Genomic DNA, 22,905 nt, shown 5'->3' with positions numbered 1-22,905 from the left:
CGTACAAGCGCCACTGGTCGGACAACTCATCGAATGCCATTTGGGCTACATAGAGCATTATAGGTCGCAGCCGAGCTCTTGGCGATCAGTCGCGGCGAGGAAGAGACAGGAAATCAAGCGGCGCACGGACGTCTTGCCATCTTCCCCAACGACGATGCCATTGTCCGCCTCGTCGACACCTTGCTGCTCGAGCACAACGATGAATGGGCCGTGCAGCGGGCCCGCTATATAGCACCGGAACCATCAGCCACGATGATCTGCTCATCAGTCTGCCGGCGGTGGGCAAGCTGATCAGTCCGGACCATGCCGGAGAGCCGGGCGACCAAAGCTGTCAGTTGCGCCACGCCAGTGGGCATGATCGAAGAAGCAGGAGATAACTAAGATGATGACACTGTATGGGATAGGTCCAACGCGCGCGCTTCGCGCAGTTTGGGCCCTTCAGGAGCTTGATGCGGAATTCGCGATTGTGCCCGTCAACATTGCGGGCGGCGAAAACCGTCACCCCGACTTCCTTCGCCTCAATCCTGCCGGCAAACTTCCGGTGCTGGTCGACGGTGACTTCGTGCTCACGGAATCTGCCGCGATCGTCATGTACTTGGCGGAGAAGTACGGCGCCAAAGGGCTGATGCCCGCCGACCTAAAGGAGCGGGCGCAGGCATATCGGTGGTCTCTGTTTGCAGTTACCGAACTCGAACAGCCGCTTTGGCGGATAGCCAAGCACACATTTTTGTATCCCAAAGACAAGCGTCTGCCGCAAGACATTGCCCTCGCCAGGGAAGACTTCGTGGTGATGGCAGCGGTGCTTGAACAGCACATGGACGGGCGTGCGTTCATCGTTGGCGACAACATAACCATCGCCGATTGCGTCACAGCCTATGTCCTGGACTGGGGCAATGAATACGGGCTGGTTGACGGCTTTCCAAATCTCAAAGCATACCTCAAGGGGATGTATGCTCGTCCCAAGGCCCCGCAGCGAATGGCCGAAGCCATCGCAGCCTCCAGAACTAGAAAAATCGCCGAAGCCGTTGCAGCCTCCAGAATTAGAAATCAGCGCTGATTGCATCGCTGCGGGCTCTGGCCAAGAGCGAACCAACGACCGCCGTCAGTGTGTTTCCTGCCGGCTCCTGGTTTGTCCGCATGGCCGTCATTGGTGCCGGTCACAGTAGGCGACTGCTCACCACTCGATTGCGATCTAGCCGTTGCCCGCTGTCCGGTCAGGCGTTCCCCTTCGATCCACTTACGGAGCCGGAACTCTCCGCGACCAAGCGCAAAGGGCTGGAGGTCGGGCCGATGTTGCGGAATGGCATTGCGCAGCCCTCGTGAACTAGGCAACGGGGCTCGTCGTCGCCGTGCTCCGCGCGCCAAGCTCATAGCTAGGTCGTCATGGCAGGATGTGAGCTCCGTCGTCGGCCCCGGAATGACTTGGCGACGCAGTCCAGCTCTGCGTCATCCGGCAAACGGGGACGGGTCTTGGAGCAGGACGAGCAGCGCCCACTGCGATTTTCATATATCTGGCGGACCACGTGCATGTTCGGCTGCTGCTGGTGATTTGAGGCCGAGCAGACCGGATGCGGCGCATCGACCGTATTTTCTCGATTGGCGCTTTCTCAGCCCTCTGACGAGCAATCGCGGGCGGCAAGACCAATCTGTTCGATAGTATCAATCGCTCTCAGAAGAGATCCGCCTTCAACACAGTCGCATGGGCTCAGGCGGTGATCGGCGCGCATCCGTCTGCAGGCGGATGCTGTCACCTTTACCGAACCAAGGTAGCTGGCCGAGATATGCGCTCAGGCCTGGTTTCCCTGTTGGCGGCAGTCACCTGGTGGCACAGCCCGAGTCTCCTCGCCTGGGCACCCCCGCAGACCAACGCTACTGAGCGAAACAGCTCAGTGCCGATAGCGGCGGGGCGGGGGCTTGAGCTCGTCGATGTCTGGCCGTCGACCACAGGGCTCTGCGGTAACTCTACGCCAATGGTTCGCCCAGTGGCGCCCGACATGAGCTAACCAGGCAGCATGAACGTCAAGCTTCCTGATCGCGCAGAAAGTGCTCATAGGTCGCTTGCAGCCCGACACCCAACGAGGTTTTGGCTTCCCACCCCAGCGTACGCAAGCGCGTCACGTCCAGCAGCTTACGCGGTGTACCATCTGGCTTGGTGGTGTCGAACATCAAATCGCCTTCATAGGAGACGGTGGCTTTAACCAGTTCCGCCAGTTCTCGAATGGTGATGTCCTCTCCAACGCCAACATTGATCAGAGGCGCTATGTCGGGAGATGTCAACGCCCCAAAATCCGAAGCCGGGAGGCCAAGCAGGAATGCGATGGCATCCCCTATATCCAACGAGTACATGAACTCTCGCCTAGGCATCCCGGATCCCCAGGCCACGACCCTGGGGTCACGGTTCATTTTAGCAACATGAAAGCGGCGCATCAGAGCGGGCAAAACGTGAGATGTGTCAGGGTGATAATTGTCTCCGGGACCATACAGGTTTGTCGGCATCAACGCGAGATAGCGAGTCTGATACTGCCGGTTGAAAGACCAGCATGATTCCACACCCGCAATCTTTGCCAAAGCGTACGGACGATTTGTTGCTTCTAGCGGGCCGCTTAGAAGATAGTCCTCTCGTATAGGCTGCGGGCAATCGCGTGGGTAGATGCATGAGGAACCGAGAAAGATCATACGCTCGATGCCGGCTGCGTGGGCCCCATCAAAGACGCTAATTTGAATCGCAAGATTGTTGTGAAGAAAGTCGACTGGCAAGCTTGCGTTCGCAAGAATGCCACCAACCTTTGCCGCGCACATGACAACATAGTCCGGTCGTTCAGACATAAAGAATTCGCGTGTCGCCTTCCTGTCGCAGAGATCCAGTTCGTCGTGAGTGCGCGTTACGATCTCATACGAACCTGCGGCGGCGAGCGCCTTCACGGTGGCGGATCCAACGAGACCACGATGACCTGCTACATAGACTTTTTTCATGCCTTAATTCTCATCTACTTGCGTCCAAGATCTTGCGGGCGGAATTACTCATCCGATGCGCGGAGTAGCGTCGGCTGCAATTGGATGACGGCTAGACCTGCGCAATTTTGGGAGGCTCATCGCCATCCGGCCCACCCGATGTAGTCCGCTAATCGCGCAACAGCCGGCCGAGTCCACTTGCGCGTCAGTTCGCGTTCTTGCGGCTTGCGCCTCCGCTCTATGCAACGTTGCGCTACAGTGGTGAAATTGTTTGTTTCGATGAAACACATCCGCGCCGTGGATGCATGCTAATTTCTGGCAGCATCATCTTAACCTCCACGGGAAAAAAGGGCCTCAAGACGTTCGATACTGCGTCCTATTTTCGGGAAGCGTTTTCGCTGATACCGGGGAGGCGCCGCGCATGCACCGGCCCCGAGGCGGCTCGGCCCGCTGGGCGCCGATATATGCCACCTCACACGAATCTAATCGCGCATTGCCAGGTGCGCAGCGGTTTCGGTCGGCTGTGACGTGGCACCAGACTTGCCGAGTGGCCAAACCGATGGATATGGCTCCGCCTGAATCCGGCGCCCCGAGTGCCTCTTCGCCTGCCGCTTGCGGATCGGTCCGGCCATCGCTCTCGACCGGCCATCGATTGAGGCGATCCCCCGTCAGATCCGGATGGTAATGATGGCCGATCAGATTGGTGGCGTTGGCCTCCTGCTTCCAACGAGCAGGCTGTGCGCGCAATCAGGATCCTCCGGTGAGGTACCCGGTGTCCTTACGAAATCGGGAGAGGTTTGGACGAGTTATCAATCACGATCAAACGGCCCGGATTGTTCAAATCGAACTCAACAATGCGTGGCACGAACAGGCGGGCATATCGTGAGAAAGCGCTAGTGGGCGGAAAACGAATGACCGTATCGCAGCGCCCAAGCAGATACATCTCCACGAGAGCAGAAAAGCCGCCCTCAGCCCCTAGTGCTCCTATATGTAGCGGCCCGGCGCGATCCGGCAGAAGGCGTTTCGGGATTGTAAAAAGGTCGGGAAAGACGCCTGACAACTTGTTGAGCACCTCCGCGCTGTCGGTAGACAGGAACACCCTTGTAGGTCTTTGATGCGGGAGCGCTTTGGCTTTATGGATAGCATTGCATACCTGCTGCAAGGCGGACTCTGAATCAGCCCAGTAGGGCGCGTGCTCCATGATATTTTCGCCGTTGCCGTGCCGGACATGAACCCCGATTACGCTGTTCCCCTGGAAATGCTCCTCGTAAATGGCTTCAATTCGGGACGAGATTTCAGGCTTAGGTTTGATACTTTTAAAAACTTGTCGTTCGGCATCTTCCCCACAACGCCACATCAAGCAAGCATCACACACTACGGTATTGGCTTCAGTGTCATTTCCGCCTTCGAAAAGCTCCCTCAGCTCGTCGCGTTCCCGGAAGATCTGCTCGTCCGGTCGGTAGACGCAGTCGACCGACGGCTTATTCCACCACGGCGGGAAGAAAGGCCCAGGAAATGCGAGCTGGTTTATCTGATCGTCGCAAATGACCGGTACGCCGGCGATGTCCTGAATTGGCTCGAAGAACACCGGAAAGGCGTTCGTGAGGGGTTCAGTGAGGTAACTCGAGCCACGCCAATCTATCACTAGCCTCCGCCCTGTCCGGTGTGCGTAGGACCAAGCTGCCGCGAGCGACCACAGGCAGTCACCGAAACCAGTGCGCCGTCGAGAGACAACGAATCGATCGTTCACTGAGTCACCAACAAGCATGTGCATCGTTCCGGAATACCGCAGGGTCTAGGAGGAAGGGGCTACTAAAGCCTGGCCCGATTGAACCATCAGAATCCCCAGTCAGGCCAGGTTGAACTCTTCGTTTGCCGCACTGGAATTGTGAGGCCATCTGCTCGGAGTCCGCATTCGGCGTTTGAAGGGTTGGATTTGCGGCTCTCTTGATGTTAGACGCAAACCGCGTTCACCCCCGGCGCCCAAGCCAAATCGATAATTTGCGTCAGGCTTAGTCATTGAGTTCTCCTATACGACGGCGTTTTAGTTGGTAAAATCAATTGTTTCGATGAAGCGCATCCACGCTGCGGATGGCTTGAGGCTGTGGACGTGACATGCGTTTGAACGGCCTTGATTTGAATCTTCTCGTCGTTCTCGACGCGCTGCTGACCGAGCATAATCTGACGGCGGCTGCACGGCGCATCAATCTGAGTCAGCCGGCCATGAGCGCGGCCGTTGTCCGGCTGCGCGATTACTTCCGCGATGAGCTTTATACGATGAGCGGCCGCGAGCGTTTTCTAACGCCGCGCGCCGAAACACTCGCCCCCGCAGTTCGCGCCGTCCTCGGGCAGATTCAGCGTTCGATCATATCTTTGGAACCGTTCGACCCGGCTCGGTCCGATCGCCACTTCAGGATCGTTCTTTCCGATTTCGTCATATTCGTGTTTTTTGAAAAGGTCGTGGAGCGTGTCGCGCGGGTAGCACCCGCCGTCAGCTTCGAATTGCTGCCTATCGACGATGACACCCCTGAACTTCTGCGGCGCGGTGACGTCGATTTTCTAATTGTCCCGGAAATGTTCATGTCGAGCTCGCATTCGCGGGTGCCGCTGTTCGACGACAGACTCGTGTGCGTAGGCTGCCCCTCAAACAAGCAGATGCCACGGCAGCTTACATTCGAGAGATACCTATCGATGAAGCACGTGGCGGTAAAGTTCGGGCAAGCGCAGAAGCCTACCATCGAGGACTGGTATTTGCATGAGCATGGCTTTAAGAGAAGGGTAGAGGTCCTCGTGCAGGGCTTTAGCATGATCCCGCCCGTGGTGACAGGCACAGATCGCTTGGCGGTCATGCCCTTCCGGCTGGTCAATCATTTCGAAAAATCGATCCCCTTGCAGATCTTTGATCTGCCGACCCCGCTGCCCGCATTCACCGAGGTAGTCCAATGGCCCACCATTCATAACAGTGATCCAGCAAGCATCTGGTTGCGAGAAATAATGCTGCAGGAGACGTCGCAGATGGCCATTCCAAGCAAGATGCCAGCATCTGGCGGGCGCTCCTAGATTTGCTGAACGCCCACATCGGCTCTCTCCTCAATAGCCCGCCCCGAAATTGATGCTGGTGGCAATTGCGCCTGCGAGCTCATCTAGCGCGTGGGCTTCCTCGACCAACTCGAACGGGAAACGGTTCCGCATAGCCTGTGTCCAACACGCCTGGACCTGGCTGTCGTTGTTCTAACTTCGCGGGAGGGGACCCGGATAAATCCAGAACGTCGGATTTGAATGTGTTCGACACCGGTCAATTCGCACAAGGAGAACGTCTCCTCCGAGTGTGTGGTGGAACATGTCGCACACCACGCGGAAAATGCAGTGACACTTCAACCGCGGCAATGGCCTAGTCCTTCAGTTCTCGATTGACGCCCAGCTCTGGAATGACCACTTCTTGGAGGCAACGTGCGCCATCCCAGACATGCATCACCGGCGCTGTTTGTTGCCAACGAATTTGGTCCGGAAGACACGCCATTCGGGTCGTCATTGCGCTGGTCAGGGTTCGTTCCGCTACGTTTTACTCCGCGCGATCGCCACATCCCGAGAACTTAGGAGAGAGTGGTGTAGGGGTGGGGCTGCGTAGGTGCGACTATTCCGCGAGCGCGGGGCGGGCGTTTCGAGCGCTCCAGCCGGCCGACAACGCGCCCGAGCCGCTCCTGCGGCGTCTGCCGACCGTATGGCCACGCTCTGATAGCCGCCCGCGAACTGCGAGTGGGCCGATGTCGGCGCGTGGGGATCGCAGTGCGCCGTGCCGCTCGACCATGCTGTCGCAGATAAAGGGACCCACGCGATCTGTCGCCCTTTGTCGGTTCCGCTACATGGGTCGTCCGACAATGGCTGTCGGATGGCGAGCCAAGCCGTTGAGGAGCAACGCTTGGTTTTTCCTCGGGCTGGCTCGGGCGAGTTGGCATGGATCTTGAGGTCCTTCGGCTGTGAGGCGGCGAGAGCTGCCGACGGCATTGATGTCGCGGGCGACCGCGATTGCAGGAACGAAGGAAGGAAAGCACTATGGCAGGTCTGCGTCAGATCGCCTTTTACGGCAAGGGCGGCATCGGCAAGTCCACCACCTCGCAAAACACGCTGGCCGCCCTTGTCGACCTCGGCCAGAAGATCCTCATCGTCGGCTGCGACCCCAAGGCCGATTCCACAAGGCTGATCCTGAACTCGAAGGCGCAGGACACCGTGCTGCACCTTGCGGCCGAGCAGGGTTCGGTGGAAGACCTCGAGCTGCAGGACGTGCTCAAGATCGGCTACAAGGGCATCAAATGCGTGGAGTCCGGCGGTCCGGAGCCGGGGGTCGGCTGTGCCGGGCGCGGCGTCATCACCTCGATCAACTTCCTCGAGGAGAACGGCGCCTATGACGATGTCGACTATGTCTCCTACGACGTGCTCGGCGACGTGGTCTGCGGCGGCTTCGCCATGCCGATCCGCGAGGGCAAGGCGCAGGAGATCTACATCGTCATGTCGGGCGAGATGATGGCGCTTTACGCGGCCAACAACATCGCCAAGGGCATCCTCAAATATGCCCATTCGGGCGGCGTGCGGCTGGGCGGGCTGATCTGCAACGAGCGCCAGACCGACCGCGAGCTCGACCTCGCCGAAGCGCTGGCCTCCAGGCTCAATTCCAAGCTCATCCACTTCGTGCCGCGCGACAACATCGTCCAGCACGCCGAGCTCAGGAAGATGTCGGTGATCCAGTATGCGCCGGACTCCAAGCAGGCCGGCGAATACCGCGCGCTGGCCGAGAAGATCCATGCCAATTCGGGGCAGGGCACCGTGCCGACGCCGATCACCATGGAGGAGCTCGAGGACATGCTGCTCGACTTCGGCATCATGAAGAGCGACGAGCAGATGCTGGCCGAGCTGCAGGCCAAGGAAGCGGTCAAGGCGCTGGCGCAGTAGCCGGCCCTGCCGCACCGGGCGCGGGGCTTGAGCCGCCGCGCCTGGCCAAAAGACAACGGCGCCTCGCCGCGCGAGGCGTCCACGCCGAAAGGGGTCCCATGAGCCTGCAATACGACAATGACGGCGCTCTGCATGCCAAGCTGATCGAGGACGTGCTGGAACGCTATCCCGACAAGACCGCCAAGCGCCGCAAGAAGCATCTCGGCGTCGCCAGGAGCGGCGAGGCGCCTGGCGAGGACGGCGCGGTCGTCTCCGAATGCGAGGTCAAGTCGAACATCAAGTCGATTCCGGGCGTGATGACGATCCGCGGCTGCGCCTATGCCGGCTCCAAGGGCGTGGTCTGGGGTCCGGTCAAGGACATGGTCCATATCTCGCACGGCCCGGTCGGCTGCGGCCATTATTCCTGGTCGCAGCGCCGCAACTACTATGTCGGCACCACCGGCATCGACACCTTCGGCACCATGCAGTTCACCTCCGACTTCCAGGAGAAGGACATCGTCTTTGGCGGCGACAAGAAACTGGAGCGGATCATCGACGAGATCGAGGGGCTGTTTCCGCTCAACAACGGCATGACGGTGCAATCGGAATGCCCGATCGGGCTGATCGGCGACGACACCGAGGCGGTGTCGCGCAAGAAGGCCAAGGAGCACGACAAGACCATCGTGCCGGTACGCTGCGAGGGCTTTCGCGGCGTCTCGCAATCGCTCGGCCACCACATCGCCAACGACGCCATCCGCGACTGGGTGTTCGACAAGAAAGAGATCGCGTTCGAGGCCGGTGCCTACGACGTCAATGTCATCGGCGACTACAACATCGGCGGCGACGCCTGGGCCTCGCGCATCCTGCTCGAGGAGATCGGGCTGCGCGTGGTCGGCAACTGGTCGGGCGACGCTACGCTGGCCGAGATCGAGCGCGCGCCGAAGGCCAGGCTCAATCTCATCCATTGCTACCGGTCGATGAACTACATCTGCCGGCACATGGAGGAGAAGTACGGCATCGCCTGGATGGAGTACAACTTCTTCGGCCCCTCGCAGATCGAGGCCTCGCTGCGCAAGATAGCCCGGCATTTTGGCCCCGAGATCGAGGCCAGGACCGAGGCGGTCATCGCCAGATACAGGCCGCTGGTCGATGCGGTCATCGCCAAGTACCGGCCGCGGCTGGAAGGCAACACGGTGATGCTCTATGTCGGCGGCCTGCGCCCCCGCCACGTCGTCACCGCCTACGAGGACCTCGGCATGGTGATCGTCGGCACCGGCTACGAGTTCGCCCACAATGACGACTATCAGCGCACCGGCCATTACGTCCGCAACGGCACGCTGATCTATGACGACGTGACCGGCTACGAGCTGGAGAAGTTCATCGAGGGGGTCCGCCCCAATCTGGTCGGCTCGGGCATCAAGGAAAAATACCCGGTGCAGAAGATGGGCATCCCGTTCCGGCAGATGCATTCCTGGGACTATTCGGGGCCGTATCACGGCTATGACGGCTTTGCCATCTTCGCCCGCGACCTCGACCTGGCCATCAACAACCCGGTCTGGGACCTGTTCGACGCGCCCTGGCGCGAAAGACCGCGGCGGCGGGCAATCGCTGCCGAATAGACAACCGGCCGCACAGGTCTGCCCGGGGCAACGATGCTGGCCGGGCAGGCGATGAAGCCAAGCGGCCGCCTGCTTTGCCGGCGACCTTGGAAAAAACGTCCCGACATCCTGGGCTGGCGCATGGCGCAGCCAGGTCAACCAAGAGGTAGTCACGCTATGCCGCAGTCGGCTGAAAAAGTCCTCGACCACGCGCCCCTGTTCCGCGAGCCGGAATATAGGCGGATGCTGGCGCACAAGAAGCTGAACTTCGAATGCCCGCATCCCGACCAGCTCGTCACCGATCAGCGCGAGTTCACCAAGAGCTGGGAATACCGCGAACTCAACCTCGCCCGCGAAGCGCTGGTGGTGAACCCGGCCAAGGCCTGCCAGCCGCTCGGCGCGGTGTTCGCGGCCGCCGGCTTCGAGCGCACCATGTCCTTCGTCCATGGCAGCCAGGGCTGCGTGGCCTATTACCGCTCGCACCTGTCGCGCCACTTCAAGGAGCCGGCCTCGGCGGTCTCCTCCTCGATGACCGAGGATGCGGCGGTGTTCGGCGGCCTGAAGAACATGGTCGACGGGCTTGCCAACACCTACCAGCTCTACGACCCCAGGATGATCGCCGTCTCGACCACCTGCATGGCCGAGGTGATCGGCGACGACCTGCGCTCCTTCATCGAGAACGCCAGGGACGAGAACGCGGTGCCGCGCGACTTCGACGTGCCGTTCGCCCACACGCCGGCCTTCGTCGGCAGCCATGTTGACGGCTATGACGGCATGGTCAAGGGCATCGTCGAGCACTTCTGGAAGGACCGCCAGCGCAGCGCGGCCAAGGGCACCATCAACATCATCCCGGGCTTCGACGGCTTTTGCGTCGGTAACAACCGCGAACTGAAACGCCTGCTCGATCTGATGGGCGTCGCCTACAGCTTCATCCAGGATGCCTCCGACCAGTTCGACACGCCCTCGGACGGCGAATACCGCATGTATGACGGCGGCACCAGGATCGAGGACGTCAAGGCGGCGCTCAAGGCCGAGGCGACGCTGTCGCTGCAGTATTACAACACCCGCAAGACGCTCGACTACTGCCAGGAGGTCGGCCAGGAGACCGCCGCCTTCCACTATCCGCTCGGCGTCCAGGCGACCGACGAGTTCCTGATGAAGGTCTCGGCGCTTTGCGGCAAAGAGATCCCCGAGGCCATCCGCCTCGAGCGCGGCCGGCTGGTCGATGCCATGGCCGACAGCCAGTCATGGCTGCACGGCAAGAAATACGCCATCTACGGCGACCCCGACTTCGTCTATGCCATGGCCCGCTTCGTCATGGAGACCGGCGGCGAGCCGAGCCATTGCCTGGCCACCAACGGCTCCTCGGCCTGGCAAGCCGAGTTGCAGGAGCTGCTTGACGCCTCGCCCTTCGGCGCCGATGCCCAGGTCTGGGCCGGCAAGGACCTGTGGGCGCTGCGCTCGCTGCTGTTCACCGAGCCGGTCGACCTGTTGATCGGCAATTCCTATGGCAAGTATCTGGAGCGCGACACCGGCACGCCGCTGCTGCGGCTGATGTTCCCGATCTTCGACCGCCACCACCACCATCGCTTCGCGCTGATGGGCTACCAGGGCGGGCTGCGCGTCCTGACGACGATCCTCGACAAGATCTTCGACAAGCTCGATCGCGACACCGGCGAGACCGGCGTCACCGACTATTCCTATGACCTCACCCGCTGACCCGATGGCCTCGCTCGGCGCCACGATCCAGCAGGTCTTCAACGAGCCGGCCTGCGACAAGAACCGCGGCAAGGACGCCAGGGCGCGCAAGCACGGCTGCTCGAAACCGCTCACCCCAGGGGCGGCAGCCGGCGGCTGCGCCTTTCCTTCGAGGACGAGGACTGAAGCGAGGAGAGAGCGAGATGTTTGATGCCGCGGTCACCCCTGCTGTCGACGAGGACGAGGCGGCCCTTGCCACCCCGTTCGTCAAATGCCTGGTGCGGCTGATCCGCGCCCAGGATGCCAACGGCGCATGGGAAGGCAAGCCGGATGCGGATCTGCTTCGGGACTTCATCATCAGCAGGGACCAGCGCCGTGCGATGCCGATCATCGGCGATCCCGATCCGGACGTGCTGTGGAGGCTCGACAAGTTCTACGCCGCCGTCGGGCTTGCGATCGAGGAGCGCTGCGGCCTGATGGCCTCGCCGATGATGGAGATCAGCCATGAGGGCTTTGGGCGCGTGCTGCTCACGGCCGGGCGGCTGGTCGTGCTGTCGCGGACCGTGCGCGACGTCCACCGGTTCGGCTTCGAGACGTTGTGGAAGCTGGCTGCGGCCGGCACCAAACTGGCCGGCGACGCGATCGCCGCCATCGAAGCCTATCCCGACGTGGCGCGGGCCTGATGAAACCCGTGTTTTGAACAAGCGGGTCATGTCAGGCCTTGAGCAGTTGCGATGCCACCCAACGGACGCGGTCGAGGCCGATCTGGTTCCTGGGGTAGCGCTGATGAAGCCACGCGTTCTGATCTGTTCGCAAGACGCGGAGTTCTATTTGTTCCTCAGCCACATCCTCGAGGTGGACGGTTTCGCCACCGAGCCGGCAGGCGGCGCCAAGGAAGCGCTCGCCCTGGCCGACGAACGCGACTTCCAGGCCGTGGTGCTGGACTGCGGGCCAGCCGGCATAACCGGCTCCGCGATCTGCGCCCGGCTGAAGCGGGAGCCCCGGACCGGCGGCCTGCCGATCATTGCCCTGATCTCGCCCGGCGCCGAGAACCAGCACCTCAATCTCTTGAAGGCAGGCATCGACGAGAGCCTTGTGCGGCCGATCGCTCCGGCCAAGCTGCTCGACTGGCTACACACCAAGCTGGCGCTGCCAAAGCCTGGTGCCAACGGGGCTGAAAATGGCCAGTGGCTCTCGTGTGGCGGCCTTGAGATGAGGCTCGATGCCCACCGGGTTCGCGGCAATGGCCACGAAATCCACCTTGGACCGATCGAGTTCAACGTGCTGCGGTTGTTGCTCGAGACGCCGGGCAGGGTCTTCAACCGCGACGAGCTGATCGGCGCGGCCTGGCCGGCCAACATCCATGTCGGTCCCCGCACCGTCGACGTCCATATCAGCCGGCTCAGAAAAGCGCTGCAGGCGGCCTCGCCCACCTTCGTCATTCGCACGATCAGGTCGGCCGGCTACTCGCTCGAATGGCCGGACGGCTGAAGAGCTAAACCGACGGAGTGTCACCACACCCATCTCCGTAGTGCTGAGGGCAACCTGCGGCACACGGCGGTGAAGTCAGACCCTGATGGATAACGGCCAGGACGGCGATGGTGATCAGCGCTGCGATAAGCTGAGGGACTGTGGTGCGCGACATAGGCGCAACCAGGAGCCCCTTGGCTGAAATACCAGCGGCCGACGCATACTGTTGGGGTGCGGGGATTACATGAAACCGTCGGCCGCCAGCTTTGGGCGGGGGCGCGCCATCATATGACGCAGGGGGTAGATTAGGCGCGTTCGGTGCGCCTTCAATGAGGATGCCCGGATATGGTGAACAAGCGGTTACCATCCACAGGCTGGTCGGCTGTTAGTTTTTCGACGGTGGCGATGATCGCTTTGGCGAGCGCTTCTGGCTTGTTGGATCGGCCCTGACCGTAGAGACCCAAAACCGCTTCTTCGCTCGGCAGCACGCCGGCCGGGCAAGTTTCCTCAATCGCCATCCTGATCAGTCGTAGTGCGGCCCGGCAGCCAGGATCATTTTTCATCGTCGCTCTTATATACAAATTTACTAAAATGCGCGGAACCGATCGCGTTCACGCGACTTGAATCGCGGCTGGGGTATTGTGAATGCGGGCCGGTGATTTCCGCCTATCCGCTCAATCCTGCCCTTGTCGAGCCTGAAAATACCGCCGCCTCCGCCCTGCTGTTCAAAGTCCGCCTGCATCTCATCCCAAGTGCCGAGATACCTGCCGCAATCTTTGCAAGTGGTCGGGGTTGGCGGAGCAGCATCAGCCGGAATTCTCAACCGGATCGTATGGGCATTCAAGCAACTGGTCGAGGTAGTCGTGGGTGATGCCGTTTGCCATCGGGTTTCTGCTTTGGGCGGGAGCACCGAAGTTGGCTTCCAAGCGTCCGCGTGCCCGCCAAACAGAGCAGACGACCGATTGACCCTACGCCTCAGTCACAGAATAGCGAGCCATTTCCGATCGCTTAAGCGCAGGAGTGCGTAGGCCCATGCCGGCCATTAGAAGGCAGGCGGCCACCCCGACCGTATCGCGCTGCCTGTAGCGCCGGACCGCGCTGGCGGGCTTCACTGCGGCACGCTAAATTGGCCGAATGGGCAAGCCAAGCAAAACCGGGTTCACCAAACTGCTCGCGGCTGACACGACGCTGTTGTCGGCCGAGCCACTGATCGGACTGCTCGAACTGGAGACCGACACCGGTACGGTTCAATTCGCCATGAACAGGATCATTGCCGAGCGGCTACTTACTGCCGTCGTGGAATTCCTCCAGGCCGGTGAGGGCAATGACGCTCCGACATTCGCGGTCGAGCGTTCGCAATAGAGCGTCAGGAGGCGCAAGGCAGTTTGGGGCGGCCCAAACCGGCCTTGGTTGCATTTCACCTCGATCGGGTTAGCGAACTCAGAGATCGTCTGTTGCTTGTGTCGTTAAGGCTGAATAGCGGCATGTCGTAGGCCATCGGTCCCGCTCTGACGCTTCTCCAATCGCCGATTTCCGTGTCGGGCATGGCACGAGGCGATCGATAGAGAAAAAGTCCAGGTAAAGGCTACGTAGGAAGAATGGCGGGCCATGCAAGATGAGCAGCGCCGCGAGCATATGCTGTTATTCTGGTGCGCTCGGCAGGACTCGAACCCGCACCCGCCAGATTCGAAGTCTGGAACTCTATCCATTTGAGCTACGAGCGCGAAGTTCAGCCCTCAGCGGCTTTGCGGCGTTGGGCATTGTGACAATTGAGAAAGACGACGATCTCGTCCGCATCCTTCATCGTCATTCCGATCATGGTGCGGCTCCCCATTTCGGCCGGCCGACCGGTTTTCGCATCAAAAACGGTCCATGTCCCGTTCGGCTCCTTCCTCAGGTCGTAGAGCTGATTCATTCGACTATCCTAAAGACCTGTCGCAGCCAGTGCAAATTCCGAGGCAGACCGCCGCGCGTTAAAAGGCTCTACGAAATGAGCACGAGCTGATGATTGCGAGCGTGCGGCCACTTTTCGATCGCATGCATCCGCTCACTATGGACGGCCCAGTCGCGCCCGCCTCCCAAAGGCCGACGCGAGCGTCGCATGCCGCGCCGTTTTCAAGCCGCTGCATCCAATATAATGCATCGTGTATCTCCTCCGCATCTCGGGAATAGTGTCAACGCATGAGGCGCCGGCGAAACAGCGCCATCGAGAGGAAGAACGGCAACACCGCGTAGATGCAAAGCGCACCGATGTGCAGGCCGATGCCGGCGGCGGGGCGGTCAAGCATCGCCGGGCGAATGAGGTCGATCGAATGGGCCAGCGGTAAAAAGCGCGCTACCCGCTGAAGGCCGCCGGGTAATTGAGTGAGCGGGAAGACCGCACCGGAGAGGAACATCATGGGCGTGATTACGAGCGTCTGGTAGAATACGAAATAGTCGTAGCTGGGCGAAAGCGACGTGACGATCATGGCCAGGCTCGCAAAGGCGAACCCGGTGAGGCATATGACCGGTAACACATAGAGGACAGACGGCCACGCCGCATAGCCCAGCGCGGCTGCAACAGCTGCAATTGCCGTACCGGCCAGAAAGGCCTTGGTGGCTGCCCACGCCAATTCACCCAGCACGATATCGCCAAGAGTAAGTTGTGTGTACAGGATTGCTTCCCAGATGCGTCGATCGTGCATGCGGGAGAAAGCTGCGTAAATCGTTTCGAAGGTCGACGCGACCATGGCACTCGTCGCGACCATGCCGGCTGCCAAAAAGGCAATGTATGAGGTGCCTTCGACTCGACCCACCATTAGTCCTAGGCCAGTGCCTAGTGCGAAGAGAGAGATGATGGGATCGGCGAGGCTACCGAGAATTGACGCAAGTGCAACCTTCCTCCATGCCAGATAGTTGCGGCGCCACACCGCAGCCCAGTTCCACGCGTTGGCGGGTAGAACCGCAGTAAAATCGTCAGCCATTGTTCACTTCTCCAGCTCTAGCCCGGTCAGCCGCAAGAAAACGTCCTCCAGATTTGGAGGACGCTGCAGAAAACGCAGACCCGAGCGCCCGCGAAGTTGTGCGCGCACCTGCTCCGGATCGGGCGCATAGCAAAAAACCGTCTCCCCGCTTACCTCGACGCGCTGAACGTATGGCCTGATCAGCGAACTCAGCTCCTGTGGATTGCCGCCGAAGATCTCGATGACCGGGCACCCGATATGCTCCTCAATCAGAGCATAGGGGCTGCCTTCGGCGATGTTGCAGCCGTGATCGAGGATGCATAGACGATCACACAACCGCTCTGCCTCTTCCATGAAGTGGGTGGTCAAAATGATCGTCTTGCCGCGCGCCAGCAGGAAACGCAGACGCTCCCAGATCAGGTGGCGCGCGTGTGGATCGAGGCCGGTGGTCGGCTCGTCCATTACGAGTAACTGCGGATCGTTGATCAGCGCGCGTGCGAGCGTCAGGCGCCGCTTCATGCCGCCGGACAGGTCGGCGACACGTGCATGCGCCTTGCTCTCAAGGCGGGCGAACTCAAGGAGCGATGGGATAATGGCTTCGATCGCGCGTGTGCTCATGCCAAAGTAGCACCCGAACACCAACAGGTTCTCGCGCACGGTGAATTCCAAATCTAGATTGTCGAACTGGGGAACCACGCCGATGCCCTTGCGTGCCAAGCGACCTCGAGCTGGCATTGGCACTCCGAGCACCGTGACCTTGCCCGCGTCGGGCCGTGTCATCCCGAGGACCATACGTGCAAGCGTGCTCTTGCCCGCGCCGTTCGGCCCCAGGAGGCCGAAGCACTCTCCCGACGCAACGGTAAAGGACACCCCGTTCACAACGAGCTTGTTGCCAAATGACTTCTTCACGCCGGCGAACTCGATTGCTACTTTGGACATGGGTCTATCTCAGGGCTGAAGAAGCTGATCGGGCGGCCGGCAGCTTACGTGAAAGCGTTCGTAACGGTGGGTCCCGCTTTTGTGACAGGCCGTTTTTGAGAGGGACAATAGAAGTTGCGGATCTCGCTTCCACTCGAACCGATTGGAGTCGAGTGCTACGGATCGCTTCGGCCAATTCCCGCCTCGGACAATCATTCTTACCCAGGCTCACGACATGTAAGGTCAATCGCTGCTGAAAACGCCGTCAGTGGTGAGCCTTGAAGACCCGCCCGAAAGATCCGCCCCATAAATCGACTCAGCACTTTCCGGATTTGCTGCAGCGTTTGGTCCGGCGATCGCGTGTGCGATGACGATCTGCTTTTCCCCCTCCTTGGGAAGGTCGCCAACCTTGCGGGACAGCCAATCACTGTTGCTCAACGTACACAGCGCATAGGCTTTCAAGGGAAGTAAGAGAAAGATGTTGATGAAAGTGTGCGCGGAAAACCCGAGAAATCGAAGTTGGCGAGCGCGATAGGCTGCCACGCTGCACCGCGTGACAGTCATGGCTGCAATCAACAGGCCGGTCGCCCAAGGCACTGCGCCAGTCAGCGCGAAATGCGCGAGCCCGGTTAATGCCGACAGCGCAAGCAACAGCGGACCGAGGTTCTGTCCGAGCACGTCCAGCGTTAGGTAGCGGTTGAGGCTGGGCAGCAGGTGCAGCGCAAGCAAAGTGTCGCGGAACGTGCTCCGGGCCCAGCGCAGTTGTTGGCGCAGATACGGCCCTAGCCGATCCGGGACGACTGTTGCGGCAATGGCGTCCGGAACGTACTCTGTCCGAAGGCCCGCTTTCAGCATGAGGATCGTGAGATGGCGGTCCTCGCCGAAGTCGCTTGGCTTGCCCCGAAACAGTTGTGTCTCGTACTGGTCCAACAGCAAAACGAGAGCGGAGCGGCGGTACATGGCGCATGGGCCGCAGCAGCACATAACGGCCCCAAAGCGAGCCTGTGCCGCTCGTTCTTCATTGCAAGCCAACCAGTACTCCATATCGATCAAGCGCGTCAGCCACGTGTCGCTGCGGTTGCTGGCGATCAACTGACCCATGGCTGCGCCGACGGCCGGATCTCGCATCTTCCGTGCGAGTTTTGTGAGGACGTCGGATGCGATTGTCGTGTCCGAGTCGACGTTGAGCACCAAATCGCCAGATGAGCGCCGTATCGCGGCGATCTGCGCCTTGCGCTTGCCGACATTTTTGGGGAGCAGAATGAAATTGAATCTCAGGTCCCCGGCAAAGGCGTCGTGTACAGGTAGGACAGCGTCGCGATTTGCAGAACCGTCATCAACTACGTAGACGCGCAATTTTCCAATATATTGTTGGCCCGCAATTGACGCCAGGCACGCCGACAGCGCGCTCGGATCCTCGTTAAAGCAGGGGACGATGACGTCCACGCTTGGCAGGACGTCGAAAACGACAGGGTCCTCAGACGCCGGTAGGTGATCCATCGGCAAAGCATAGGCCATCTGCATGCTTTTATAAGCAGCTGAGAGCAAGGCGTAACACGAGATGGCAGCAGTGCTGGTTGTGGCAAGCAGGTTCATAGGATGTCGATTACTCAGTGATGTTGAGGGAGCGGTCGGATTTCAAATCCGCGGTCATGCAAAGCCGGGATCAGGCGGGACAGAGCCGCGATCGTCTGGTCGCGCAGACCGGCGTCAGTGCATTGTGTCAGTTCGCTGGGAGGGCATCCGTCGTGCAAGAGCACAATTGAGCCCGACCGGACCGAGGTGAGCACTGTATCAACAATCGCGTCCACCCCAGGGCGAGACCAATCTCTGGGGTCGGCGGACCAGTGGAGGGCCGCCAGCCCGGCAATCTGTGACGCTGTGAAGACTTCTTCGCTCCAGGCGCCATAGGGCGCGCGAAAATAGCGAACTGAGGCCTGCGGGCACGCCGTCAGGATAGCCGCGTTGGTCTCAAACAGCTCGCGCTGCACTTCGCTGAAGCCGCATTTCCTCATATCGGGATGCGTCATTGTGTGGTTGCCTACGGCGTGCCCTTCTGCGACCATCCGTTGGATTAGATCCGGATGCTGCAAGGCGTGGGCCCCGATGACGAAGAAGGTCGCCGGCACCCGCTGTTCTGCCAACACATCGAGAATCTCCGGTGTGAAAACTGGGTTGGGGCCGTCGTCAAACGTCAAATAAACACTGCGGCGGCCGCTGCCCTCAGGGTCGTCACTGCGCACTTCGCATAAGCAGTCAACGTGCGTCATAGCTCTGGTCCGTTCCGATCATCAGGGTGCCCGACGGCCAGTCGCTCATTGGCCCTCCAAGCGGAAAAACGCCGCGCGCCTGTCCTCGATGCGCAGGTTTTGCACCGGCCAACTACGGGCCGAAGTCGATCCACAGGTATTTTTGAGAATCCCGAGGGTCCAGTTTATTCGGGAAGATTCAATTCATATCCCAGCACAGTCTCCACTGCGGCAAGCGCATGAATGACACCATCTTTCTTGATGCTTTCTTGAGGTAAGCACCTACACATGGGAGCTCGTCGCGCTGTGCCGACGCTATGCAGATGATCGAAGAACCCAGGCGCAAGGCAAATGCGACTTGGTTGATGTCGGGCGCGCACCAGAGAGCTTAAGCCAGGAACTGCCGCTCGGAGCCAACGTAAACATGGATAACTACCTTTAGGCTTACATCCTTGAGTTCTCCCTATGCAAAGTTCTGCAAAATCGGTAAAATCGTTTGTTTCAATGAAACGCATCCACGCTGTGGATTGCTCAGGCTGTGGGGCAGCTCAGGACATGCGTTTGAAGGGCCTTGATCTGAATCTCCTCGTCGTGCTCGACGCGCTGCTGACTGAGCGCAATCTGACCACGGCGGCACGCCGCATAAACTTAAGTCAGCCGGCCATGAGCGCGGCCGTCGCCCGGCTGCGCGATTACTTCCGTGATGAGCTATTTACGATGAGCGGGCGCGAGCGTTTTCTAACGCCGCGCGCGGAAACACTCGCCCCAGCTGTTCGCGCCGTCCTCGGGCAGATTCAGGGTTCGATCATATCTTTGGAGCCCTTCAACCCGGCTCAATCCGATCGCCACTTCAGGGTCGTTCTTTCCGATTTCGCCATATTCGTGTTTTTTCAAAAGGTCGTGGAGCGTGTCGCGCGGGAAGCACCCGCCGTCAGCTTCGAGTTGCTGCCTCTCGACGACGATCCCTTTGAACTTATCCGGCGCGGTGACGTCGATTTTCTAATTGTCCCGGAAATGTTCATGTCGAGCGCGCATCCGAAAATGGCGCTGTTCGACGACAGGCTCGTGTGCGTAGGCTGCCCCTCGAACAAGCAGCTGCCACGACACCTTGCATTCGAGAAATACCTCTCGATGAAGCACGTGGCGGTGAAGTTCGGGCATGCGCAGAAGCCTGTCCCCGAGGACTGGCTTTTGCACGAGCATGGTTTTAGGAGACGGGTCGAGATCGTCGTGCAGGGCTTTAGCATGGTCCCGCCCCTGGTGACAGGCACAGATCGCTTGGCGGTCATGCCCCTCCGGCTGGTCAAGCATTTCGAGAAAACGATCCCCTTGCGGGTCTTTGATCTTGCGACACCACTGCCCGCATTCACCGAGGCCGTCCAATGGCCCGCCATTCATAACAGCGACCCTGCTAGCATCTGGTTGCGGGACATAATGCTGCAGGAGGCGTCCCAGATGGCTACTCCAAGCAAGACGCCAGCACATCGAGGGCGCTCCTAGACCTTCTGAACGCCCCACATCGGGTCTCGCGGCAACCGTTCGCCGGAATCGACGACGCGCTGCTACTTTGGCCAGCGCTCGGCCAGGCGGCGTGCATGTGATTTCGTCTGGATCTCGGTCCGGAAGCTCGTGCTCGCCCGCACATCAAAGAGCCGTCTAAGAAGGCATCGCCAAAAAAGCGGTCGATGCGGCTTCGCGAATCTCGTGGTCCGAACCGCAAAGTCGATGGCGAATCAGGCGGCCGCATTGAGACACGCGAGCTGAACGGCTGTCGAGGACCTAACCTGCTCAGGCGAGGGCTCGAACGCCTTCTGCAACCCCTCGCGACGCGGTCGTAAACAAGCTCGGCGCCTGCCGTCCGCAGTGATTGGAGTGCTCGACCTGTCGAAGCCATGACGGCTGCCGCATCCGCGGGAAAAACGGTACCACTTCTCCGCCGTTCAGCCCTGGACGCCCGCCCGGCAAGCACAGCTTTAACGGCACGCGCCGGTATCGGAAGTTGGGCCTGCTTATGAGCTCAACCCATGCAACTTCGCCGAGAGTGGCGGGAATGTTCGTTTGCAATGATGCCGGATCTCAATTACGCTTCACGTTGAGCTCCTGTCATTTGGCTAGCTCTTGCTCCGCCCCGTTGCGCCAATCAAGCGATAGATCAGAGGGATATCTCATGAATCGAAAAACCGTGCTCATGATGGCGTGCGCCGGAGCTGTCAGCATATCGCTCATGGACTCACAGAATGTGCGCGCTCAGTCTGCGCCCGATTTATGCGGCTATTTCTGCGGCTCGCAGCCGGGTCAGATCGTTGAGTTTTGTTCAGCATTTTGCCCATTATCTGCTCCTATTTCGCTTCCAACGGACCCCCAGGACAAGAACGGAAACGAAGTCGACGGGCAGAGTCCGTCTCAGACCAAAGGCGCTGCGATCGGAATGTCAGAGAAACCCTGACGGGTTGTTGGGCGACGGCCTGGTCACCATCAGCCGGCCTGTGAGCGGCGATCTCGCCCTCCGCGCTAAGGCTAGGCCTTTCGTCGTTTTCCGACGACGACTGCGGGTCGAGTCGAGATCGGACTTGGTGATGGGCACTACGTTCGTTGACCCGGATGTGGATGCGATTTCTCCCACAGGATGATTTCACGTGATCGGCGTCGCCGAGCCGTCCGACAGACCATTTGCCTGCCGCCCTGGTGCCAGCCGATTTGTGATGCGTGGCACGTCCGCCCTGACCGCGCCGTGATGCCGAGCTTTCGCATCCTTTGGCATGCCCGACGGCCGTCGGCCATAGCGAAACAGCAGGACACTCAACCGAACTTGTTTCCTCCGCGGAAGGATCCGGTCACTTACGACAGGTCTCACGTCATATGCTTTCCGGCAGATGGATGTCGAACGGCAGAAATGTCTGCCAGGGCGTCTCGGGAGTATCAGCCTCGATTGCCCTCGCCATTCCCAAGGTCAACTCCTGGCAAAGCCGTCGCAGTGGCGTAGACACCGTCATGGTGACGATGTTTTCTGCGAGCGCCGCCCGCGACTCCGGCGTGATTTCATTGACGATGGCGACGAGTTCCTGACCTTCGCCCTCCTCTCGGAGGGCGGAGATTGCCCCCTCCATCCCGCCGCCGGCCACATACAGACCTACGAGCTCGGGTTGCCGGTGCATGAGATCCAGCATGGTCTCATAAGTGATCTGCCGTTTCTCGAGATTCACGAGCGTATCGAGCACCTCGAAACTCGGTGCGTTGTCACGGAAATAAGAACGAAAACCGGTTTCGCGGAGTTCATGCGCCTGGAAGCGATGGCTGCCGACAAACACCGCCACCTTGCCGGGACGTTTCGCGACTTTGGAAAACATCCAAGCGGCCGTGCGCCCGGCCTTGAGGTTATTAAGGCCAATATAGCCCTGGCGCACGCCCGAGGCGAAGTCGGACAGCAGCGAGAAGACCGGAATGCCCTTGGCTTTGAGCTCCTCCACCGTTGCCGTGATCTTCGGGTGGTCCGGTCCCACCATGGCGATCGCGTGGCAGCGCCTGCCAAGGTCCTTAAGCACAACGATCAGATCCTCAGGCACATGAGACGGGGCGAATGCGATGTGCGGGATGCCGTGGAAGGGCTGGGCCAAACTGACAGCCGATTCGACTTCGCGCGCGAACTCTTGGTAGAAATGCTGGGCCGGTTTTCGCAAGATGAAGCCCAGCCGATATTGCGGCAGGCCCCGTTGCGAGCGCTGCTTGATGAGACCGGCTGCGTGATAGCCTATGGCATGGGCGGCCTCGTAGACGCGTCGCGCAGTCTCCTCCCGCACCGGATGTCGGGCGTTCAGAACCCGATCTACCGTTGAGACGCTGACTGCCGCTTCGCGGGCGAGATCGCTAATCGTGGGACGTTTGGCCATGATCCATCGGACTAACATCCAGCACGCTCGGCGACCATCCCGGCAGAGCGAAGATCACCGCATGCTTCATGATCGCACGCAAATTTGAACACCACTGCTGCAGGGCGTCATAGGACCGTGCGGATACACGCAGTTCGTCCGCTCAGGCGCTCAGCATTTGCGCTCCCGGCACTTAGCGCCTTGAACGGGGGTCCGCCGCTGGACCCAGGGGCTATCGATACGGAAAGGACGAGCTCGCTCCGCTGACGCGTTACTGTCGATCCAG

At 60.2% G+C, this 22,905-nt stretch carries 19 protein-coding genes, 1 tRNA gene and 1 pseudogene; 11 read left to right on the top strand and 10 right to left on the bottom strand.

The annotated features are described in order from the left end of the window. Positions 1-97: 97 nt before the first annotated feature. Positions 98-377: pseudogene (locus H0241_RS04345) on the top strand (transposase); the annotation flags it as partial. 5 nt (positions 378-382) lie between these two features. Continuing rightward, complete coding sequence (locus tag H0241_RS04340; RefSeq protein WP_181056197.1) at positions 383-1,057, top strand: glutathione S-transferase family protein; 675 nt, start codon at positions 383-385, stop codon at positions 1,055-1,057. A 962-nt stretch (positions 1,058-2,019) separates the two neighbouring features. Here H0241_RS04340 and H0241_RS04335 read toward each other — a convergent pair. Together H0241_RS04335 and H0241_RS04330 are read right to left on the bottom strand one after the other, a co-directional pair. Beyond that, entirely contained in the window at positions 2,020-2,973 is a 954-nt protein-coding gene (locus H0241_RS04335) for a GDP-L-fucose synthase family protein (protein ID WP_027038545.1), read from the bottom strand. A gap of 757 nt (positions 2,974-3,730) precedes the next feature. Continuing rightward, positions 3,731-4,720 (bottom strand): nodulation protein NodZ, encoded by a 990-nt coding sequence (locus tag H0241_RS04330; protein ID WP_210284770.1) that lies wholly within the window; start codon positions 4,718-4,720, stop codon positions 3,731-3,733. A gap of 347 nt (positions 4,721-5,067) precedes the next feature. On the opposite strand from H0241_RS04330, the gene H0241_RS04325 reads away from it, so the two are divergent. From H0241_RS04325 to H0241_RS04295, 7 genes are all read left to right on the top strand, one after another. Continuing rightward, on the top strand, positions 5,068-6,012 hold the full coding sequence (locus H0241_RS04325) for a LysR family transcriptional regulator (protein WP_181056196.1): 945 nt from the start codon (positions 5,068-5,070) through the stop codon (positions 6,010-6,012). 993 nt (positions 6,013-7,005) lie between these two features. Continuing rightward, positions 7,006-7,899 (top strand): nitrogenase iron protein, encoded by an 894-nt coding sequence (nifH, locus tag H0241_RS04320; protein ID WP_181056195.1) that lies wholly within the window; start codon positions 7,006-7,008, stop codon positions 7,897-7,899. A gap of 98 nt (positions 7,900-7,997) precedes the next feature. After that, the gene (gene nifD, locus H0241_RS04315) at positions 7,998-9,497 is read left to right on the top strand and encodes a nitrogenase molybdenum-iron protein alpha chain (protein ID WP_181056194.1); all 1,500 of its coding nucleotides are present in this window, start codon (positions 7,998-8,000) and stop codon (positions 9,495-9,497) included. A 156-nt stretch (positions 9,498-9,653) separates the two neighbouring features. After that, a complete protein-coding gene (gene nifK, locus H0241_RS04310; protein ID WP_181056193.1) occupies positions 9,654-11,195 on the top strand; it encodes a nitrogenase molybdenum-iron protein subunit beta in 1,542 nt (513 codons plus the stop codon). Then, on the top strand, positions 11,179-11,385 hold the full coding sequence (locus H0241_RS04305; RefSeq protein ID WP_181056877.1) for a hypothetical protein: 207 nt from the start codon (positions 11,179-11,181) through the stop codon (positions 11,383-11,385). The genes nifK and H0241_RS04305 overlap by 17 nt, the downstream gene beginning before the upstream one ends. Next, positions 11,378-11,857, top strand: coding sequence for a NifX-associated nitrogen fixation protein (locus H0241_RS04300; protein ID WP_181056192.1), 480 nt, complete (start codon positions 11,378-11,380; stop codon positions 11,855-11,857). Before H0241_RS04305 ends, H0241_RS04300 begins: the two co-directional genes overlap by 8 nt. A gap of 103 nt (positions 11,858-11,960) precedes the next feature. Continuing rightward, a complete protein-coding gene (locus tag H0241_RS04295; RefSeq protein WP_235983994.1) occupies positions 11,961-12,665 on the top strand; it encodes a response regulator transcription factor in 705 nt (234 codons plus the stop codon). A 305-nt stretch (positions 12,666-12,970) separates the two neighbouring features. Here the strand turns inward: H0241_RS04295 and H0241_RS04290 are convergent, their stop codons facing one another. After that, positions 12,971-13,207: a hypothetical protein gene (locus H0241_RS04290; protein WP_050596693.1), complete on the bottom strand. Its 237-nt coding sequence runs from the start codon at positions 13,205-13,207 to the stop codon at positions 12,971-12,973. Positions 13,208-13,778: 571 nt separating this feature from the next. Here H0241_RS04290 and H0241_RS04285 point away from each other — a divergent pair. After that, positions 13,779-14,006, top strand: coding sequence for a hypothetical protein (locus tag H0241_RS04285; protein WP_027038818.1), 228 nt, complete (start codon positions 13,779-13,781; stop codon positions 14,004-14,006). Positions 14,007-14,291: 285 nt separating this feature from the next. Here H0241_RS04285 and H0241_RS04280 read toward each other — a convergent pair. The 6 genes from H0241_RS04280 to nodB all read right to left on the bottom strand — a co-directional run bounded on the left by H0241_RS04280 (position 14,292) and on the right by nodB (position 18,774). Beyond that, positions 14,292-14,368 (bottom strand) — tRNA-Arg (locus H0241_RS04280). Positions 14,369-14,373: 5 nt separating this feature from the next. After that, complete coding sequence (locus H0241_RS04275) at positions 14,374-14,559, bottom strand: hypothetical protein (RefSeq protein WP_181056191.1); 186 nt, start codon at positions 14,557-14,559, stop codon at positions 14,374-14,376. Positions 14,560-14,818: 259 nt separating this feature from the next. Then, entirely contained in the window at positions 14,819-15,607 is a 789-nt protein-coding gene (locus tag H0241_RS04270; RefSeq protein ID WP_181056190.1) for an ABC transporter permease, read from the bottom strand. 3 nt (positions 15,608-15,610) lie between these two features. Then, positions 15,611-16,525: a nodulation factor ABC transporter ATP-binding protein NodI gene (gene nodI, locus H0241_RS04265; protein WP_181056189.1), complete on the bottom strand. Its 915-nt coding sequence runs from the start codon at positions 16,523-16,525 to the stop codon at positions 15,611-15,613. Between the two features lie 222 nt (positions 16,526-16,747). Next, the gene (nodC, locus tag H0241_RS04260) at positions 16,748-18,100 is read right to left on the bottom strand and encodes a chitooligosaccharide synthase NodC (protein ID WP_181056188.1); all 1,353 of its coding nucleotides are present in this window, start codon (positions 18,098-18,100) and stop codon (positions 16,748-16,750) included. Positions 18,101-18,114: 14 nt separating this feature from the next. Then, positions 18,115-18,774 carry a chitooligosaccharide deacetylase NodB gene (gene nodB / locus H0241_RS04255; RefSeq protein WP_181056187.1) on the bottom strand — a complete coding sequence of 220 codons (660 nt, stop codon included), beginning with the start codon at positions 18,772-18,774 and terminating at the stop codon, positions 18,115-18,117. A gap of 534 nt (positions 18,775-19,308) precedes the next feature. Here nodB and H0241_RS04250 point away from each other — a divergent pair. Beyond that, positions 19,309-20,253 (top strand): LysR family transcriptional regulator, encoded by a 945-nt coding sequence (locus H0241_RS04250; protein WP_027038824.1) that lies wholly within the window; start codon positions 19,309-19,311, stop codon positions 20,251-20,253. Between the two features lie 1,355 nt (positions 20,254-21,608). Here the strand turns inward: H0241_RS04250 and H0241_RS04245 are convergent. Continuing rightward, on the bottom strand, positions 21,609-22,640 hold the full coding sequence (locus tag H0241_RS04245; RefSeq protein WP_181056186.1) for a LacI family DNA-binding transcriptional regulator: 1,032 nt from the start codon (positions 22,638-22,640) through the stop codon (positions 21,609-21,611). Between the last annotated feature and the right edge of the window lie 265 nt (positions 22,641-22,905).

Source organism: Mesorhizobium neociceri (assembly GCF_013520985.1).
Taxonomy (GTDB): domain Bacteria; phylum Pseudomonadota; class Alphaproteobacteria; order Rhizobiales; family Rhizobiaceae; genus Mesorhizobium; species Mesorhizobium neociceri.
The sequence above is the reverse complement of the archived record's forward strand: the minus strand, read 5'-3'. Positions and strand labels throughout refer to the sequence as shown.

Excerpts from the sequence above, each read along its gene's own strand:
- nodB (WP_181056187.1), bottom strand. The coding sequence starts at position 18,774 with ATGACGCACGTTGACTGCTTATGCGAAGTGCGCAGTGACGACCCTGAG.
- H0241_RS04325 (WP_181056196.1), top strand. The coding sequence starts at position 5,068 with ATGCGTTTGAACGGCCTTGATTTGAATCTTCTCGTCGTTCTCGACGCG.
- nifH (WP_181056195.1), top strand. The coding sequence starts at position 7,006 with ATGGCAGGTCTGCGTCAGATCGCCTTTTACGGCAAGGGCGGCATCGGC.
- nifK (WP_181056193.1), top strand. The coding sequence starts at position 9,654 with ATGCCGCAGTCGGCTGAAAAAGTCCTCGACCACGCGCCCCTGTTCCGC.
- H0241_RS04290 (WP_050596693.1), bottom strand. The coding sequence starts at position 13,207 with ATGAAAAATGATCCTGGCTGCCGGGCCGCACTACGACTGATCAGGATG.
- H0241_RS04335 (WP_027038545.1), bottom strand. The coding sequence starts at position 2,973 with ATGAAAAAAGTCTATGTAGCAGGTCATCGTGGTCTCGTTGGATCCGCC.
- H0241_RS04300 (WP_181056192.1), top strand. The coding sequence starts at position 11,378 with ATGTTTGATGCCGCGGTCACCCCTGCTGTCGACGAGGACGAGGCGGCC.
- H0241_RS04305 (WP_181056877.1), top strand. The coding sequence starts at position 11,179 with ATGACCTCACCCGCTGACCCGATGGCCTCGCTCGGCGCCACGATCCAG.
- H0241_RS04285 (WP_027038818.1), top strand. The coding sequence starts at position 13,779 with ATGGGCAAGCCAAGCAAAACCGGGTTCACCAAACTGCTCGCGGCTGAC.
- H0241_RS04245 (WP_181056186.1), bottom strand. The coding sequence starts at position 22,640 with ATGGCCAAACGTCCCACGATTAGCGATCTCGCCCGCGAAGCGGCAGTC.
- H0241_RS04275 (WP_181056191.1), bottom strand. The coding sequence starts at position 14,559 with ATGAATCAGCTCTACGACCTGAGGAAGGAGCCGAACGGGACATGGACC.
- nodC (WP_181056188.1), bottom strand. The coding sequence starts at position 18,100 with ATGAACCTGCTTGCCACAACCAGCACTGCTGCCATCTCGTGTTACGCC.
- H0241_RS04250 (WP_027038824.1), top strand. The coding sequence starts at position 19,309 with ATGCGTTTGAAGGGCCTTGATCTGAATCTCCTCGTCGTGCTCGACGCG.
- H0241_RS04340 (WP_181056197.1), top strand. The coding sequence starts at position 383 with ATGATGACACTGTATGGGATAGGTCCAACGCGCGCGCTTCGCGCAGTT.
- H0241_RS04270 (WP_181056190.1), bottom strand. The coding sequence starts at position 15,607 with ATGGCTGACGATTTTACTGCGGTTCTACCCGCCAACGCGTGGAACTGG.
- H0241_RS04295 (WP_235983994.1), top strand. The coding sequence starts at position 11,961 with ATGAAGCCACGCGTTCTGATCTGTTCGCAAGACGCGGAGTTCTATTTG.
- H0241_RS04330 (WP_210284770.1), bottom strand. The coding sequence starts at position 4,720 with ATGCTTGTTGGTGACTCAGTGAACGATCGATTCGTTGTCTCTCGACGG.
- nifD (WP_181056194.1), top strand. The coding sequence starts at position 7,998 with ATGAGCCTGCAATACGACAATGACGGCGCTCTGCATGCCAAGCTGATC.
- nodI (WP_181056189.1), bottom strand. The coding sequence starts at position 16,525 with ATGTCCAAAGTAGCAATCGAGTTCGCCGGCGTGAAGAAGTCATTTGGC.